This window comes from Desulfoscipio gibsoniae DSM 7213 (genome assembly GCF_000233715.2).
Taxonomy (GTDB): Bacteria; Bacillota; Desulfotomaculia; order Desulfotomaculales; family Desulfallaceae; genus Sporotomaculum; species Sporotomaculum gibsoniae.
The window spans coordinates 530,435-548,149 of record NC_021184.1 but is presented as its reverse complement, the minus strand read 5'-3'; the positions used below and the strand labels follow the sequence as shown (position 1 = coordinate 548,149).

The following is a 17,715-nucleotide window of genomic DNA, read 5'->3' as shown; positions in this document are numbered from 1 at the left end:
AATACATCAAATGTGTTGGTTCCACCCCAAGGGTTGAGCAGGTGGCAATGTTTGCTCAGACATTTCAATACATCAAATGTGTTGGTTCCACGCGCTAAAGTGGTTTATGAAAACGCAATGTCTGCAATTTCAATACATCAAATGTGTTGGTTCCACCAGACCGAACAGGTGATTATAGAATCGGGTAGGAGGCCACCCATTAGTTGAGTAGCCGACCTCCCACACCACCGTGCGTACCGTTCGGTACACGGCGGTTCCTTAGTTTACGCTGTGACTTGTCGATAATACTCTGAAAAGAATAGGAACCCAAACCCTTTGAGTACATCATTTCTAAGGGATTTGGATAGGATTGGGCTATGGGAGGTTCTCCAGTAGCCTTTCCTAGTGTTTGCATATTCCCATGCTTTTTGTTCGTGGACTCCAAGTGATTTGAGCATTTTAAATCTTGTCCTCACTCGTTTCCACTGTTTCCAGAAAACCATGCGGATACGTCTTCGCATCCATTCATCCGTAGTAGACAATAGCTTCTTCATGTCCGCTATCTTGAAGTAGTTGACCCACCCCATAATATAGCGTCTAAGTTTCATTGCTCTGACTTCATTGCCCATTCCGTTGCTCCTGGAGGTGAGTTCTCTCACTTTATTTCTCATCTTTGCAACGGATTTCGGATGAATTCTGACTCTCGCTTTGCCCTTATACCGGTAGAATGCAAACCCAAGAAATTTCACTTTACCTATGTAGTCAACCGCCGTTTTCTCTCTATTTACTTTAAGAAATAGTTTCTTCTCGATATATGGAAGTATGTTTTCGTATGTGCGCTTTGCACTTCTCCTACTTTTACAGAAGATTATTAGGTCGTCCGCGTAGCGGACGAACCTGTGCCCCCTTCTTTCAAGTTCTTTGTCCAGTTCATTTAGCATGATATTGCTAAGAATCGGACTCAGGGGTCCACCTTATGCAAAGAAAGTTAAAATGCCAAGTAAAACCCTCTATCCAGCATAAACACTGAATTCTTAATTGATTAACTTTGCATATTCTTGAACAATGAAAGAAGGGCAAGTGCCCAGAATTCATTACTGGGGGAATGAATGTGCAAAGAACACTTAAAGAATTATTGCAGGACTTGGAGCATGAACTGTTGCGCCTGGGCTATGTTGAAGGCACCATGAGCTTTTACCGAAGGCGTTGGCTCAAGTTGCTGAAATTCGCAGAAGAACGAGGCGCAACCTACTTTTCGGAGCAGTTGGGGCTAGATTTTCTTGAAACTCAGTTTCACATATTGCGAAAAGACCTGGACAATACCCTTTCTCAGCGAGATGTTCAGGATATCCGTGTCGTAAGGATGATCGGAGATTTCCAGCTTCATCATGTTGTGCTGAGGCGGTACTACAAACACCATGAACTGCTTACAGATCCGTATTATGTTGATATCAGCACGGATTTCAGGTATCATTGCGAGCGCAAGGAATACTCGTCTGTTACGATCGACCACTATGTGAAGCAGTCGGCGCGATTTATGGATTATCTTCTTGCACAAGGCATATATAATTGCAGCAAAATCACTCTACCGCTTGTGAACGGATACATTAGAACGCTGGTCGGATACACCTACAAAACCGTGGAGCAGAACATTTGCTCAATCAGGGCATTTCTGAGATACCTGAACGATAAGGGTATCCTGAATGAAGATCTGGCATCAAAAACGCCGATGGTACAGGCAAGAAAGCAGACCAGAATTCCGTCTGTTTGGACAAAGGAAGAGCTTAAAGCACTGATTGGAGCCATCGACCGCGGAAGCCCCAAGGGAAAACGCGATTACGCCATCATTTTATTGGCTTGCATTTTAGGACTGCGTGTTACCGACATAAAACAGTTGACTTTTTCCAATTTTAACTGGGAGGAAAAGAAGCTGACCTTCACACAGTCAAAGACTCATGAAACAGTTACCCTCCCGATACCGAAGGAAGTAGGCTGGGCAGTCATAGATTATTTGCAGTATGGGCGGCCCAAAGTAGATTCCCCCGTTATCTTTGTTCGTCATATGGCGCCGTTTCTTCCTTTTTCAGAAGGGGACCATTTATCCCAGTTGATTAAATCGTATATGCAGATTGCACATTTGCCAACGCTGAAAAAGCGCCGCGGAATGCACTCTCTTCGCCATACGGCAGCGTCCAGAATGCTTGAGCACGATACTCCTCTTGAGGTGATTTCAGATATCCTCGGCCATTCCAATACAGACTCCACCGCAGTCTATTTAAAGGTAGACATAAGCAAGCTGAGGGAATGCGCCCTGGACATGCCGGAGGTGACTCCTCATGCATGACCTTTCTTTCAAAGGACCTTTTGCCGAATATATCACAGACCATATTTCACTCAAACGGGCCATAGGCTATAAATTCGAGGCGGATGCGAAAAACTTGATGCGGTTTTCCATATTCACAGCTGAAAAATATCCCGATGCAACCGCCCTTACCCGAGAAATCGTTCTCGATTGGTGCACAAAGAAACTTTACGAAGCGCAAGCTACTCAATGTGCAAGAGCATCCACGCTCCGGCAACTTGCGATTTACATGGACAACATTGGAATTAACGCATATATCCTGCCGAAAGGCTATTACCCAGCTGAGGAGAAGTATATTCCGTACATCTTCACTGAGAATGAGCTCCTGCGCTTTTTTAGTGCCACAGATCAATGCCATTATGTCAGTGAATGCCCTTACAGGCATTTGGTCATGCCGGTGTTCTTCAGGATGATTTATTCCTGTGGACTCCGACCGCAAGAGGCAAGGCTGCTGAAAACGGAAGACGTTAACCTTAACGATGGAATACTGTCCATCCAACATTCAAAAAAAGATAACAGCAGACTTGTACCGATGTCAGCCGCACTTACAGCTCGTTGTCGCGACTATGCTATCGGTATAGGTGACAGCAAATGGTTTTTCCCAGGTCTTAACGGCAAACCAATGACAGCAGGAAACGCATACCATAATTTCAGACGGTTTCTGTGGAAAGCCGGCATTTCTCATGGAGGGCGCGGAAAAGGCCCAAGAATATATGATTTTCGCCATGTTTACGCTTGCCATTGCCTGAAAAAGTGGGTTGCCGACGGGAAAGATCTCTCGGTGTATCTTCCAATTTTGAAAACATATATGGGACACGATTCCTTTAAGGACACGGCATATTATCTGAGACTCACCGCCGATGTTTTTCCGGACATCACTATCAAACTTGAAGGATACTATCCGGATATCATCCCCTCTCTGGGAGGTGCGGTTGATGCAATCCACTGACTTTGCGGAACATCTCACACAGTTTCTTACGGTATATTTGCCGGCGCAGAAGAATGCAAGCAAGAACACGATCGCGTCGTACAGGGACACTTTTAAGCTGTTACTCCAATACTGTCAGGAGCAGCAAGACATACCCGCTGAAAAACTGACCATGCGTATGCTTACCCATGATTTGGTTGCAGATTTTCTCGGATGGCTTGAAACCAATCGTAATTGCAGCATTTCAACAAGAAACCAGAGGCTGACGGCAATACATTCATTCTTTCGATATGCCCAATATGAAGAACCGATGGGATTGGCTAACTTCCAAAAGGTGCTATCCATTCCGGTTAAAAAAGCGCCTAAATCGGATGTTCCGCATCTGAACACAGATGCCATGCAGTTGTTGCTGTCCCAACCGGATAAATCTACACCCAAAGGGCGCCGCGACCTTACGTTGCTGTCGGTTCTCTATGATTCTGGATGCCGGGTACAGGAACTGGTTGATCTTAAGGTGCGGGATGTCATATTAACGGATCCGTCAGTCTTAGTTTTAACCGGGAAAGGCAACAAAACACGCCGTGTACCTTTGATGAAAAATACTGCCACGCTTCTTGATAGTTACATTCATGAAAACAAGCTCGAAAAGCCGTGGAAGAGCGACTATCTGCTGTTCACCAACAAACAACACAACAAGCTCACAAAAGAAGGTGTCTCCTATATCATTTCCAAGTATGTGACGTCTGCCAGACAGGTTTCGAGTATTGTACCTGAACGGGTGACCCCACATATGTTCCGCCACAGCAAAAGTGTTCATTTGCTTCAGGCTGGCGTCAATCTTATTTATATCCGGGACTTTCTTGGACATGTAGATATAAAGACAACCGAAGTATATGCAAAATGCGATACCGAACTCAAGCGGCGGGCAATTGAGAATGCATACCCTGAATTGGTTGACAGCGATCTTCCCGATTGGTCTCAAAATACCAGCCTTCTTAACTGGTTGTCTAGCTTGAAGTGATAACGAAATATGCAAAGTAAATCTTTTGATGAGAACGTAATTAATTTAGTGTAAATGGTTATAACTACCAATAAAGGAGATGACCATTTATGCAAGCCATGCAAGACAAAACGATCAAGGAATTAGCAAAGGATTGCCGCACCGTAGAAGACGTACATGAGATGCTCAAGAATCTATTCAAGGACACCTTGCAGCAGATATTCGAGGCTGAAATTGAAGAGCACCTCGGGTATAAAAAACACAGCATTGAAGGCAATAATACTGGCAACAGTCGCAACGGTTACAATAAGAAGACTATCCAAACTAAGTTTGGCAAGACAGAAGTAGAAATCCCACGGGATCGTAATGGTGAATTTGAACCCAGGATTATCGGCAAATATGAAAAGACATCCAACCAGCTTGAAGACCAAATTATAGCCATGTACGCCAAGGGTATGTCTACACGTGATATTGAGGACCACATGAGGGATATCTACGGTATCGACGTATCCCCTACCATGGTCAGCAAGATAACAGACAAAATACTACCGATGATTGCAGAGTGGCAGTCCCGGACACTTGACCGTATATACCCTATTGTTTTTCTTGATGCTATCCATTTCAAGGTTCGTAAAGATAACCGGATAATAAACAAGGCGGCCTATAGTGTGTTGGCCCTAAATATGGCTGGCCAAAAAGAAATACTTGGCATCTGGATTGGGGAAAATGAAAGTGCTAGCTTTTGGCTTGGCGTATGTAATGATCTCAAAAGCAGGGGAGTGCAAGACATCCTGATTGCCTGTAAAGACGGGCTTTCCGGGTTTTCCGAGGCTATAAACACGGTTTTCCCCAAAACCGAAATTCAGCTTTGTATCATTCACCAAATCCGTAATTCCCTAAAGTATGTGCCATACAAAGAACAAAAGGAACTGATGGCTGATCTTAAGCAAGTATACCAGGCGTTAACCCTGGAAGAGGCCGAGTTAGCCTTTGAAATATTCAAAGAAAACTGGGGTAAAAGACATCCCATTATAATTCGTTCTTGGGAGAAGAATTGGCTTGAATTAACAGCTTATTTTAAATACCCATATGAAATCCGTAAAATGATTTATACTACTAATATCATCGAGGGTTACCACCGGCAACTACGGAAAGTAACCAAAACTAAAACTGCCTATCCAACAGACGATGCACTGAAAAAAATTATTTACCTGGCCACCGTTGAAGCAGCCAAAAAATGGACTATGCCAGTTAAAGATTGGAAAAATTGCATCTCCCAATTTGCCATATACTTTGGTGATAGGATAGAATCAGAGATGGCTATATAAAAAAATTGAGTTTTACGCTTTTGTTCTCCTCAAGGATAAATGTAAGGGATGAGGGGCAACAGGTTACCCCTCTGCTATCCCCGGCAGAACCCCGTTAGGCGCTCAGGTTGCTCTCCAGCAGAGCCTTACCCTCCTAGCGGGAAAGAGCCATTACTAGCTTAACCAGTTTATAGCGGGATCAAGCCATTTACACGGAATTATTTACACTCCCCTTTTGATATTGTAGAGTTCCCAAGGTTTTGCTGGGTTTACTTTGCATATTCATTAACTTTGCATAATGAATAGCGAATTATCCGAAGTCAGTCAAACAAAAAAAGCTCTCCGAGATAACGTGAGCTGACTGACTTTGGATAATTCTATTGGACGAAACCGCGGGGTTCGTCACTAGGCTATGGGGAAATAAAAATTTCCATTACATACTATTAACCGATTTATTAGCAAACGAGGATGCTAAAGAGCTAAGAATAAGCTTCCAAACGAAAAATTAGACACAAGTCCCCCCTCCCCAATAAAGAGGCATTTTTTTAGCAACATTATGTAGTTACATTTTCCCCGGCGAAGCTCTGCTGAGATGACCAATACCACAACAAGGACAGATTGAAAAATCTCTACCAGTTAGCTTTTTTAAGAAATCAAGTGTAGATAGCTTTACTTTTGGTTTATCATTAATAGAGGTATTTGTAAGCTTTTTGCAAAGTTTAAGTTTTGTAGCTTTGTTTCTTGGACTTAATAACCCATAATGTCGTATTTTGGTAAATCCATTGGGTAGTACATGAATAAGAAAACGGCGAATAAATTCATCGGCTGTTAAATTCATATTTTTTTGCTTATTGTTATCCTTATAGTCACGCCATTTAAATGTAACAACACCGTCTTCAAGCTTTAATATACGGCTATTAGAAATAGCAACACGATGAGTATAACGTCCGAGATACTCAACTACACAGCCGGCATTTTTAAATGGTGGCTTACAGTAGACAATCCATTCTTTTTGATAAAGCGATGATATAAAATTATTAAACATACCATCATCTTGTAAATAAGAAATTAAGCTATAAAATTCAAGCTTAGCTTGTTTAAGATAATATAAAAATTTACCTCTAAATTTTCTTGACAAAACCTTAACCGGGATAAAAAACTTCTTTCTTGAGTTAACCCACTTACCGCAAGAATTAAGTCCACCGCCTGGCACAATACAGTGAATATGGGGGTGGTACATAAGGTTTTGTCCCCAAGTATGAAGTATTTCTGTAAACCCTATTTGTGCTCCTAAATATTTTTTGTCAGCGGCAAGTTCCGATAAGGTTTCGGCGGCAGCCTTAAATAAAATGTTGTAAACAACTGTCTGGTTCTGATAAGCCACAGGATTTAAAGTATCAGGAACAGTAAAGACAACATGAAAATAACCGACATTAAGCAAATCATCTTTCCTAGCTTCAATCCAACGTTCTTTATTTAAAGTTTGACACTTTGGACAATGGCGATTACGGCAGGAGTTGTAAGAAATACGGATAAAACCGCATTCATCACACTCATCTGTATGACCACCTAAGGCTGAGGTTCTACAATTTTCAATGGCACGCATAACTTTCACTTGATTTAGTAAAAGGCTGTGGTTGAGTCGATATGTTTTCCCATGTTGGGCAAAGATATCTTGTAATTCAAGCATTTGAAGGAACCTCTAAACTACGATATGCGGGAGAGTTATCAAGAGGGCTTTTGATGTCTGAGGTTACATTGGCAAGGTGTACATAAATGGTTGTAGATTTTATACTGGTATGACCGAGCAATTCCTTAATCTGTAATAGAGTGGCACCGTCCTCAAGCAAGTGTGTTGCAAATGAATGTCTCAGGGAATGGATGGAAACGTTTTTTGTGATATTTGCTCTCTTTACAGCTTCATTAAAAGCAAACGCTATACCTCTGGTAGTGATATGGGATACGTTATACGTTCCAAGAAAAAGCCAGCCTTCGGGATTTTTCGGGCGGTACCTCTTCCAGTACTCCCGTAAGACACTAAGGCAGGTTGCCGAAAGCACGGTGTAACGATCTTTGCCTCCTTTTCCATCTTCTACAAATATTCGCATGTTTTTTGAATCGATATGCTGTATTTTGAGCGCTGCTGCTTCACTTACACGTAGACCTGAGCTATATACAACCATCAGCATTGCTTTGTGCTTAATATTTTTGCAGCTTTCGATGATTGAGAATACTTCTTCTCTCGTTAAGACCTCCGGAAATGTTTTACGTTTTTTCTGGCGTGGAATCTGAAGATAATTAAGAGTACGATTAAGGGTTACGGCAAAGAGAAAGCGTATAGCTGCACTGTAAGTATTAACAGTTCCAGGCGAGGCTTTTTTTTCATTGATTAAATACCATAAAAAGTTGCGGATGTCATATTCATTTAGCTGTTCCACCGGGCGGTTGCAGTATTCAAGAAAGATCCGTGCATTTAATGTATAACTCTCAAGTGTGTTTTTTGACAGTCCCCTAAGCAGAATGTCTTTTTTCATCCGTAGTAAAACCTGTTCTTTATTTTCCATGCTGTGACTCTCCTTAAAATTCATTAGCAGTAGAACTGCAAAACAATTTTAAGGTACTCACAGACCAAAAGAAAGTATTACCATTATTATAATATTGCAATGGGCCAGATGATTATTCAAGAACCTCAAAGGTTTTACCACCGCGTTAGCGGTTTTGTCCAAGGTGGAATATGCAAAGCTTAGCATAAGCCCCCCTGCGGTACACCGACCTTCGTTTCTTCGAACTTGTGCTTAATAATTACCCCTGCTCTTAGATATTTGTGGATTAACGATATTACACGTCCATCTTTTATCGTCCTGGATAATACTTCTACCAGTTTACTTTGATTAACTGTATCAAAGTATTTTTCCAGATCCATGTCCACAACATAGTTATATCCTTCGCTTATGTTGTCTCGGCATTTCCTGATTGCATCATGAGCACTTCGTCCGGGTCGAAATCCGTAACTGTTGTCCGAAAACTGCTTCTCGCATATCGGGGTTAGTACTTGGGCTATTGCCTGTTGTACTACGCGGTCCACCACCGTAGGTATTCCTAGTTTTCTTTTCTTCTTCCCGTCTTCTTTTGGTATTTCTACCCTTCTAACAGGATTAGGACAATATTTTCCATCCAGAATTGATTGCCTGAGTTGGCCTCCGTTTTCTTTGAGGTATTGTAGAAGTTTATCTACTCCCATCCCATCGATTCCGTGAGCACCTTTGTTGGACTTAACTCTCTTGTAGGCTTTGTTCATGTTGCTTCTGTCCACAATTTCCTCTAGCAGTCTCTCCTTCGACATGTCTGCATTGGTGATGTTGTTTTCAGTTATCCTTAAAGGATTGTGCGCTCCCGCATATCCTTTGTGTTCCGCACTATTCTTTTGCGGTGAGCCTTCCATACGGCTGCCGCCTGTTGGAAGTTGGCTGCACTTTGCTCCTTTCTTGGTAACATTCATTTACTATCACCTCCTAAGGTTCAGCCCTTCCCCGGTGACGTAGACTTCATCGGGTACTATGGCCTCGGCTGACTTCTCATGACAAATCTTGTTTCAACCGTGATTTGAAATTCATCTCCTCACGTCCATGAGACCTCCCCGGGTAAGAACGCAGTCTTTCCTTCCATCTATCTGCCACATCTACACCGTAGGCTTCCGGATAGTTTTGGGCTTCAGTTTGTATGGCAACCTTACCCAGCCTACACATGCCTAATGTGATTCCTGTTCGTCAGACCAGAAGTTTGCCTCCGGCTTCCTTCAGATTCCACCTCGCGATGGACACCCTTGCCTTTGGCTATGTGCTTGGCACTATCAACCCGCACTCGGGACTTTCACCCGTTAGACTGCGCCCATGCCGGGCGCACCATCATCTACACATTTCAATACATCAAATGTGTTGGTTCCACTTGTAATACGCAACGTGCGAATAGCATTGTGTCCCTATTTCAATACATCAAATGTGTTGGTTCCACGTTCAAACTCGGGGAGTTCCACCAGAGACTTGAAATTTCAATACATCAAATGTGTTGGTTCCACCCATGCTGCCCGGAGTGCGGAAAAGCGTTCTATTTATTTCAATACATCAAATGTGTTGGTTCCACGGAATAATACTAACCTGCGGCACGTCAAGGTAACGTATTTCAATACATCAAATGTGTTGGTTCCACCCACACCGGACTGCAACAATTTATGTCCGTTGCAAAAATTTCAATACATCAAATGTGTTGGTTCCACTTGATGCAAGCGAGGCAAGAAGGGCCAAGATATTATTTCAATACATCAAATGTGTTGGTTCCACGTCAGCGCTGGCCGATTTGCAAATTCATTAGCTGCTATTTCAATACATCAAATGTGTTGGTTCCACCAAGGACCTAGTAATAACCCACTCTCTTGTATAAATATTTCAATACATCAAATGTGTTGGTTCCACATGGCTGAACCAGTTTAAGCAGGTAATCATTTGGGTATTTCAATACATCAAATGTGTTGGTTCCACTGGCAGACAGTCAGTTGATCAGGTTGTTTTTGAACAATTTCAATACATCAAATGTGTTGGTTCCACAAAATGAGCCGGTTGAGCCGATAGCTCCCATTGACGATTTCAATACATCAAATGTGTTGGTTCCACTACTGTGAATTGGCAAATTAAACCGGCACCTCATTTGCAAAATAGAGCAGCAGAAAAATGGGGGGTAAACCAATGTTTTGCACATTAATCAAGCATAGTCGAACTAAAATTATCACATAATCACGGTATTTCGGCAGCTGTTTTTACCATAAAATAAGCAGCCAGGAAATAACTGACTGCTTGAGGGACTTGTCCTCGTAACAAGATCAAGGTATAGTATATTTATTCCACCCGAATCCAATAACTCACCTTTGGATGCAAGTGGAACCGGGTATTGCTAAGGTATATAACCCACTCAGAGTCCATCTCGATCCGGCAGGACAGAAAGTGGTCTCCAAGCTTTATCTCGAAGCACTCTCCGCAATGTAAAGCAACTGGCTTAGAATAAACATCCCAAACGTCCCAGCGGTCGGTTTTGACATTGTACAAGATTCGCCCATCTCGTTTCCGTGGTATCATGTGGGTATCACATCCCATTCTCTTGCGCTGCGATGCGGATGGTCTCAGCATCAATCTGTTCGGCTTTCCTCATATAGCCGTGCAGCAAGGCGTGGGTCCCCAGTTTGTTGATCAGCCGGGGATAACCTTGGGTGCAAGCGGCAATCGCTTCGAAAGCCGCATCGGTAAAGATGGGATGCTTGGCTCCGGCAAGGGTCATGTGGTGTAGCACATACCCTTTGACCTCCTCCTTGTCCAGCGGTTCAATATGGTGACTTAAGAGCAGCCGCTGGGCGAGCGGACGGTTATGGTTCAGCGCCATCCGGTCCCGCAAATAAGGCAAACCACAAAGCAGCAGAATAAATGGGTTGTGCGAGTCCATTTGGAAGTTGAATAGCAAATTTAAATCACTCAGGAAAACATCCTTGGCCATCTGCATTTCATCCAGAATAAAAACCGGCGTGACCTTCCGCTCGTGAAACAAAACCGTAATCGTTTGTTGAATCTGGCGAAATAAATCGACCTTGCGATTTTTCGGTTCCTCTCCAAGGCCGAAGGCCAGTCCCCGGTAAAAGTCGTTCACCGATCCTGTAGAGAGTGGAAAGTAGACAACTTTGTACAGCGATTTGTTCAATGAATCAGTAAATACACGCAGCGCATAAGTTTTCCCGGCTCCTGGTTCACCAACGAAAAGTCCCATGCCGCGCACCTGTTTCATGTAATTCAAGCACCCTAGCGCTTCCTGATGCGGCGTAGAAACATAGGCATCGGACACCTTCAACTCCTTGGAGAACGGGGCGGCGGCCAGGGAATAAAAAGCTTTATACACCGTCCCCACCCTCCTTCGCATGCAGTTCTTTAAAAGATAAGGAAGAACGCTGGCGCTTCACATGAGCGTTGTCGTGGAAGCTGACTTCCACAGCTTGAGCAACTACTTTGCCATCCTCATAAAGATGAACGCCGCTTTCGTCATAACGCAGCTCCACTTTCTGTCCCGCAAAAATATCGGGTACCTCATACAGTCGATTTTCAAGGGAAAAGGTGGCATCATGTTTGACCTTGCGAAAAGCGCGCTTGAGAAATACGGAATCGAGTGCTAAGGGGTCATCTACGGTGCGAATACTGTCCACTTGTGACAAATACACTTCTAGCGGCATCCGGCCATCCAGCGAGGCATGTGGTTTGCGGTGGTAATCTTCCTCAAGCCATCTCCAGAATCGCTCATTAAGCTCATCCAGCGAGGAGACCGGACTTGCTTTGAGCAGCGTGTAGAACCTGGTTTTGCACGTGCGAAACATACGTTCTATTTTACCCTTGGCCTGGGGATCATAGGCTTGGGTATGTAATAGTTGAATCCCCAGAGAAGCACAAGCAAATTGCATAATCTGGGAACGAAAGATTTTTCCATTATCTGTATATACCATCTTTGGAATACCGCGCCGGATCAATGCCTCTTTCATCACCATACGTAACCCATCAAATTTTTCAGATGGTACAAACATCGCATAGGGTACGAGCCTGGAGCAGTCATCAATGAAAGCAATCAGGTAGGTACGGACCACTTTCCCTCCGATGCGAAGGCGCGGTCCTTCACTTGCATCGGTTTGCCAGAGTGCATTCACCTTAGCGTGGGCAAACCGCTTGCGCTCCGGTGTTTTTGGCGTTTCTTTACCCAGCAAGCCCTGCTTTTTAAGGAAACGGTGAATTGTAGAGTAAGAGACCTCTTTGGGAAACACCTCACCCTGTTCAATCAATTGATCATAGAAAACAGTAACAGGCATCCAAAGCCGCTCTTTGCGCAGCGCCAGTACATAGTCTTGTTGATCAGACGAAAGAGTGCGCAGCTGACCTCGATCACTGCGTCGGGCCGGTTTTAGGCCATCGAAACCCTGCCTGCGGTAAAGCAAAAGCCATTCAAGAATCGTCTTGGCAGCATAGGTCCTTTCCCCGTAATGCGGCACTTCATGTTTTTTGGCGGATTGCTCGGCCAAATAAGCCTCCCGATCCACTTGCTCATTCAATAACGGTGCAATTATCCCATAACGAAACAACGCAATCTTCTCTCTTATGCTTTCATCCACTTGGTTATAGCCTCCTTGTGACGGGTAGGCTAGCCGGCTAACCATTATCTTCATTATAATGGCACCCCCATGGATAAGGCGACGAAAAAAGTATGTGGTAACGTTATATGGTTTTCACCACGCGCGCACCGTGGTACAATGAATGTGCCATAAAACTGCTAATCCGATGACCCCACCACCTTCTGACGAAGGTCGCTTTCCCCAAAGCTTGGATCATCTGAAGCATTTTTATGGCTTTTTCTTTTAACGCATCCGGCAACGCCTTGCGGTTTCCCTGCTCCCTGATAAAAAGCTCAATCTCAGTTAGTTTACCGTAGGCACGTTTTTCATAAAATCGACGCAGTTGCCGTGAACATAGAAGACGATAGGCAATCCAGGAGGTAAGCAGGATACGGATGATAAAGTCCATCGTATGTTGGAAATATGGGAGAAGAAAGGTTGGTAAAATGGAAATGGTTTTACCGCAGTCTGGGCAAATCAGACGGCAAATGGGGATTCGATATATCTCCGCTCCCGATTCGATGGCGTTTCGCTTATAAAATCCATGGCGTTTCAGACGTATTTTTGCCCGGCACATCGGACAGCAGTCCAATTCAGGAAATTCATTGGCTTTTCCAAGCTCTGCATATTTGGCTACATCCACTAAGAAATTATGGTAATAAATCATAAAAAACCTCCGCTGTAATCTGCAAAAAGTTTAGCAAATTTCAGCGGCATTAAAATAGAGACAATCTGTTCCAATGTGCAAATAAGCGCCTGTTTCATGCGGAAACAATGCGCTTATTTACACCACTACAAGGGGACCCAGCTCAAGAGCAGATTAGAGGCATTTCAATACATCAAATGTGTTGGTTCCACGGGCGTTGAAGATGTTCTGGATGCGGCCGGATATTTATTTCAATACATCAAATGTGTTGGTTCCACAATTATGAAAACACTGATAATAAAAAATGCAATAAAATTTCAATACATCAAATGTGTTGGTTCCACGTCGCCCTCATTTTGCAGACAGACGCCCAGATATATTTCAATACATCAAATGTGTTGGTTCCACCCATAGTCACAGGCCCGAAGCTCATGCCAATCTACTATTTCAATACATCAAATGTGTTGGTTCCACAAAATGACCCGTGTGAAATCTGGAATACGTGAACTATTTCAATACATCAAATGTGTTGGTTCCACATGTAAAAAATAAAAGCGCATTCGCTTTTACTAGCAAATTTCAATACATCAAATGTGTTGGTTCCACGTAATCACCATTTAACAGACATGCGATGGCTATGGTAATTTCAATACATCAAATGTGTTGGTTCCACTAATTAGCGATATCCTCCAGTCGGCTGAAAGGTGGATTTCAATACATCAAATGTGTTGGTTCCACTTAGATATCGACAATCGGTAATAACCAGGTTGAAATATTTCAATACATCAAATGTGTTGGTTCCACGTCAGTACCTTCCGGAGTTGAGGATTTAACCTGCATATTTCAATACATCAAATGTGTTGGTTCCACATAAGGTTCAGAAATGGCAAGAACCAAGTACGACAGATTTCAATACATCAAATGTGTTGGTTCCACTTTCTCCACTAGGTAATTATGCTGCTCCCACTTCTATTTCAATACATCAAATGTGTTGGTTCCACTCGATTTTCACAAAATGTACACATTTGCCTATCGCCATTTCAATACATCAAATGTGTTGGTTCCACGCAAGATCCACATTAAGAGATACCATAGAATCAGTTATTTCAATACATCAAATGTGTTGGTTCCACAAACATTTTGGGAGACATAACAGCATTAATTTCGGATTTCAATACATCAAATGTGTTGGTTCCACTACTGGCCTTTGGGTAGTTGCCGAAGGCCTTATTTAATTTCAATACATCAAATGTGTTGGTTCCACGTGAAATCTCGTAGTAGAAAATTTTGTAGTCCATATTTCAATACATCAAATGTGTTGGTTCCACGTTAGAGTTGAATGGAACGATCTTTCCATCAACTAGGATTTCAATACATCAAATGTGTTGGTTCCACGCACTGGTCATCGCCACAATCAACATCATCCTGTCCAATTTCAATACATCAAATGTGTTGGTTCCACTATACCTTACTAATACTTGCGCTATATTCGGCAACATTTCAATACATCAAATGTGTTGGTTCCACCAGAGTGCAGCCCACCAGGGCCACGCGGATGTACTCATTTCAATACATCAAATGTGTTGGTTCCACTCAATGTTAAACATACTGATCCTCCCTATTTTATAGATTTCAATACATCAAATGTGTTGGTTCCACTGCTTGGATGGACGGTAAGGTAAGGGGATATTGAATATTTCAATACATCAAATGTGTTGGTTCCACAAACTTCCCACCTGACAAACCGTCGGGCTTGTTTTAATTTCAATACATCAAATGTGTTGGTTCCACACATTTTCTCACCTCCCATCACATAAACCTTATGTTATTTCAATACATCAAATTTGTTGGTTCCACGCCTGCCTTTGGATTTATTGGGTGTTTCTGCCCATATTTCAATACATCAAATGTGTTGGTTCCACAATGGCTTCATAATCATAGTAGTAACGCCTTGATTTATTTCAATACATCAAATGTGTTGGTTCCACCTCACGCTGGTTTGATATGTCCGCCTTCTGCTGGTATTTCAATACATCAAATGTGTTGGTTCCACGTGGACATGACCGAGCCACTGGGTGTCATCGTTACGAATTTCAATACATCAAATGTGTTGGTTCCACATCAAAAATACCGGTCACGTTACCAGTGGTTGAGCTATTTCAATACATCAAATGTGTTGGTTCCACTTACCTGCACAATAAATTCATCTGGTACATTCTCGATTTCAATACATCAAATGTGTTGGTTCCACGAGAATTGCTTGCCTGTCATTTCCTTGTTTTGGAGTTATTTCAATACATCAAATGTGTTGGTTCCACGTAACCACTTTTAACATTTACCGCACCTCCAATTTTTATTTCAATACATCAAATGTGTTGGTTCCACCAGGGCATCGGCAAGCAGGTGTTCATCCCCCCACATTTCAATACATCAAATGTGTTGGTTCCACCATCGACACAACCAATCAGGTTAATAATCTTCACAATTTCAATACATCAAATGTGTTGGTTCCACAACTCCAACTTCTCAAACACGCCCCACTTAATTCTGATTTCAATACATCAAATGTGTTGGTTCCACTGGGAACATCCAGGCTATTAAACTATTCTTCGAAAATTTCAATACATCAAATGTGTTGGTTCCACGCTATAGACAGGTGTGACTTTGGGCCGACGTTGTTATTTCAATACATCAAATGTGTTGGTTCCACTCTTCCCCAAATACGGTAAATCTCCCGAATAGGCAGATTTCAATACATCAAATGTGTTGGTTCCACTATAACCTCGGCCTGTGGGTATTTGATCGTGCTATATTTCAATACATCAAATGTGTTGGTTCCACCGGGAACGCGGGGCGGCCAGTGCTCGGGCATTAAAATTTCAATACATCAAATGTGTTGGTTCCACGCCTTAGCTGAGTTAGACGAGAGGGGGCGGGGGTAGATTTCAATACATCAAATGTGTTGGTTCCACTACACAGAGTTTACCGCTATTTACAGAGTGAACCAGATTTCAATACATCAAATGTGTTGGTTCCACGATCATATACTACCTCGCCAGGATTGGAGTAACGGTATTTCAATACATCAAATGTGTTGGTTCCACATGACAGACAGCCTGGAAATTGGCCTGCGGTGATGATTTCAATACATCAAATGTGTTGGTTCCACGTTATTTATGAAGCTATTAAAAAAGTCTATGGCATATTTCAATACATCAAATGTGTTGGTTCCACACTTTCCAGCCGAAGCAAGCTGGAATCAGAAATAATTTCAATACATCAAATGTGTTGGTTCCACGGAAAGGCAGGTCGGGTGATGGGTAAATCAAAGATATTTCAATACATCAAATGTGTTGGTTCCACGTATGCGTATGTCTTAGTGAGTGCGGGGTCAAACTTATTTCAATACATCAAATGTGTTGGTTCCACTTAAAGGCAAATCAATGGTGCCGGGTTGGAAAGATATTTCAATACATCAAATGTGTTGGTTCCACCTGCCCACGCTGCCATTATTACAAAGAGCGTCACAAATTTCAATACATCAAATGTGTTGGTTCCACTACCGCTCACGGTCCTTTTCGGTTATATCAACGTATTTCAATACATCAAATGTGTTGGTTCCACACAGGATGCGAGAGAGCTTATGTGGAAAGATGAATGATTTCAATACATCAAATGTGTTGGTTCCACGTACGCTTACTCGGGAAAACACCCTGATTTATACCGAATTTCAATACATCAAATGTGTTGGTTCCACCTTTTACACCGCTTCCGGAGACAGTGATATAAACATATTTCAATACATCAAATGTGTTGGTTCCACAAGGCCACCAACGTCTACCCTGAATCCTATTTCGTATTTCAATACATCAAATGTGTTGGTTCCACGTACAGCATAGCTCCACCGGCCAAGGACGGCAAGGATTTCAATACATCAAATGTGTTGGTTCCACTCTCCAGGTAGTTGGGTCCGGCCGCCTGTAAGTCATTTCAATACATCAAATGTGTTGGTTCCACACCGTTCCCATAAATGGCACCGCTACGATAAGCATATTTCAATACATCAAATGTGTTGGTTCCACAGGAGATATTCAGAATGAGAATGCCAATAAGAACCAAATTTCAATACATCAAATGTGTTGGTTCCACGTGCATTGCGCAGATAAAGCCGACCACTTGTTATATATTTCAATACATCAAATGTGTTGGTTCCACAGGGCGCTGGAGCGCATTATCTGGGGTACAAAATTATTTCAATACATCAAATGTGTTGGTTCCACGCATTGGTTGTCTCCATCAAAGAAGAC

The 17,715-nt window shown here is 42.7% G+C and carries 11 protein-coding genes, 2 pseudogenes and 3 CRISPR repeat arrays (2 of these 16 only partly in view); of the genes and pseudogenes, 4 read left to right on the top strand and 9 right to left on the bottom strand.

Going from position 1 to position 17,715, the window contains the following annotated elements:
* A CRISPR array of direct repeats spans positions 1-156; the repeat unit is 30 nt; unit sequence ATTTCAATACATCAAATGTGTTGGTTCCAC (it extends 466 nt beyond the left edge of the window).
* Positions 157-263: 107 nt separating this feature from the next.
* Positions 264-953, bottom strand: a pseudogene (locus DESGI_RS02665) (group II intron maturase-specific domain-containing protein); the annotation flags it as partial.
* A 137-nt stretch (positions 954-1,090) separates the two neighbouring features.
* Between DESGI_RS02665 and DESGI_RS02660 the strand changes: the two are divergent.
* The 4 genes from DESGI_RS02660 to DESGI_RS02645 all read left to right on the top strand — a co-directional run bounded on the left by DESGI_RS02660 (position 1,091) and on the right by DESGI_RS02645 (position 5,597).
* A complete protein-coding gene (locus DESGI_RS02660) occupies positions 1,091-2,323 on the top strand; it encodes a site-specific integrase (RefSeq protein ID WP_006524048.1) in 1,233 nt (410 codons plus the stop codon).
* Complete coding sequence (locus tag DESGI_RS02655; RefSeq protein WP_006524049.1) at positions 2,316-3,290, top strand: tyrosine-type recombinase/integrase; 975 nt, start codon at positions 2,316-2,318, stop codon at positions 3,288-3,290. Before DESGI_RS02660 ends, DESGI_RS02655 begins: the two co-directional genes overlap by 8 nt.
* Complete coding sequence (locus DESGI_RS02650; protein WP_006524050.1) at positions 3,277-4,290, top strand: site-specific integrase; 1,014 nt, start codon at positions 3,277-3,279, stop codon at positions 4,288-4,290. The genes DESGI_RS02655 and DESGI_RS02650 overlap by 14 nt, the downstream gene beginning before the upstream one ends.
* Before the next feature lie 89 nt (positions 4,291-4,379).
* The gene (locus DESGI_RS02645) at positions 4,380-5,597 is read left to right on the top strand and encodes an IS256-like element ISDgi1 family transposase (RefSeq protein WP_006521022.1); all 1,218 of its coding nucleotides are present in this window, start codon (positions 4,380-4,382) and stop codon (positions 5,595-5,597) included.
* 541 nt (positions 5,598-6,138) lie between these two features.
* Here the strand turns inward: DESGI_RS02645 and DESGI_RS02640 are convergent.
* The 8 genes and pseudogenes from DESGI_RS02640 to DESGI_RS22835 form a co-directional block, all read right to left on the bottom strand.
* Positions 6,139-7,266 carry an IS91 family transposase gene (locus DESGI_RS02640; protein WP_006524051.1) on the bottom strand — a complete coding sequence of 376 codons (1,128 nt, stop codon included), beginning with the start codon at positions 7,264-7,266 and terminating at the stop codon, positions 6,139-6,141.
* A complete protein-coding gene (locus tag DESGI_RS02635; protein ID WP_006524052.1) occupies positions 7,259-8,140 on the bottom strand; it encodes a tyrosine-type recombinase/integrase in 882 nt (293 codons plus the stop codon). Before DESGI_RS02635 ends, DESGI_RS02640 begins: the two co-directional genes overlap by 8 nt.
* Before the next feature lie 188 nt (positions 8,141-8,328).
* Positions 8,329-9,075: pseudogene (locus DESGI_RS02630) on the bottom strand (reverse transcriptase domain-containing protein); the annotation flags it as partial.
* A 76-nt stretch (positions 9,076-9,151) separates the two neighbouring features.
* Positions 9,152-9,322, bottom strand: a complete 171-nt coding sequence (locus DESGI_RS24280) for a hypothetical protein (RefSeq protein WP_006524054.1) — start codon at positions 9,320-9,322, stop codon at positions 9,152-9,154.
* A gap of 169 nt (positions 9,323-9,491) precedes the next feature.
* Positions 9,492-10,243: direct repeats of the CRISPR family, unit length 30 nt; unit sequence ATTTCAATACATCAAATGTGTTGGTTCCAC.
* A 222-nt stretch (positions 10,244-10,465) separates the two neighbouring features.
* Complete coding sequence (locus DESGI_RS26375; protein ID WP_083939749.1) at positions 10,466-10,702, bottom strand: DUF5348 domain-containing protein; 237 nt, start codon at positions 10,700-10,702, stop codon at positions 10,466-10,468.
* 7 nt (positions 10,703-10,709) lie between these two features.
* Complete coding sequence (locus DESGI_RS02625) at positions 10,710-11,510, bottom strand: ExeA family protein (protein ID WP_015617907.1); 801 nt, start codon at positions 11,508-11,510, stop codon at positions 10,710-10,712.
* Positions 11,503-12,762 carry a DDE-type integrase/transposase/recombinase gene (locus DESGI_RS02620; protein WP_041285143.1) on the bottom strand — a complete coding sequence of 420 codons (1,260 nt, stop codon included), beginning with the start codon at positions 12,760-12,762 and terminating at the stop codon, positions 11,503-11,505. The genes DESGI_RS02625 and DESGI_RS02620 overlap by 8 nt, the downstream gene beginning before the upstream one ends.
* 103 nt (positions 12,763-12,865) lie before the next feature.
* A complete protein-coding gene (locus DESGI_RS22835) occupies positions 12,866-13,429 on the bottom strand; it encodes a DUF6431 domain-containing protein (protein ID WP_006523421.1) in 564 nt (187 codons plus the stop codon).
* Positions 13,430-13,590: 161 nt separating this feature from the next.
* Positions 13,591-17,715: a CRISPR direct-repeat array (repeat unit 30 nt; unit sequence ATTTCAATACATCAAATGTGTTGGTTCCAC); it runs 828 nt beyond the window's last position.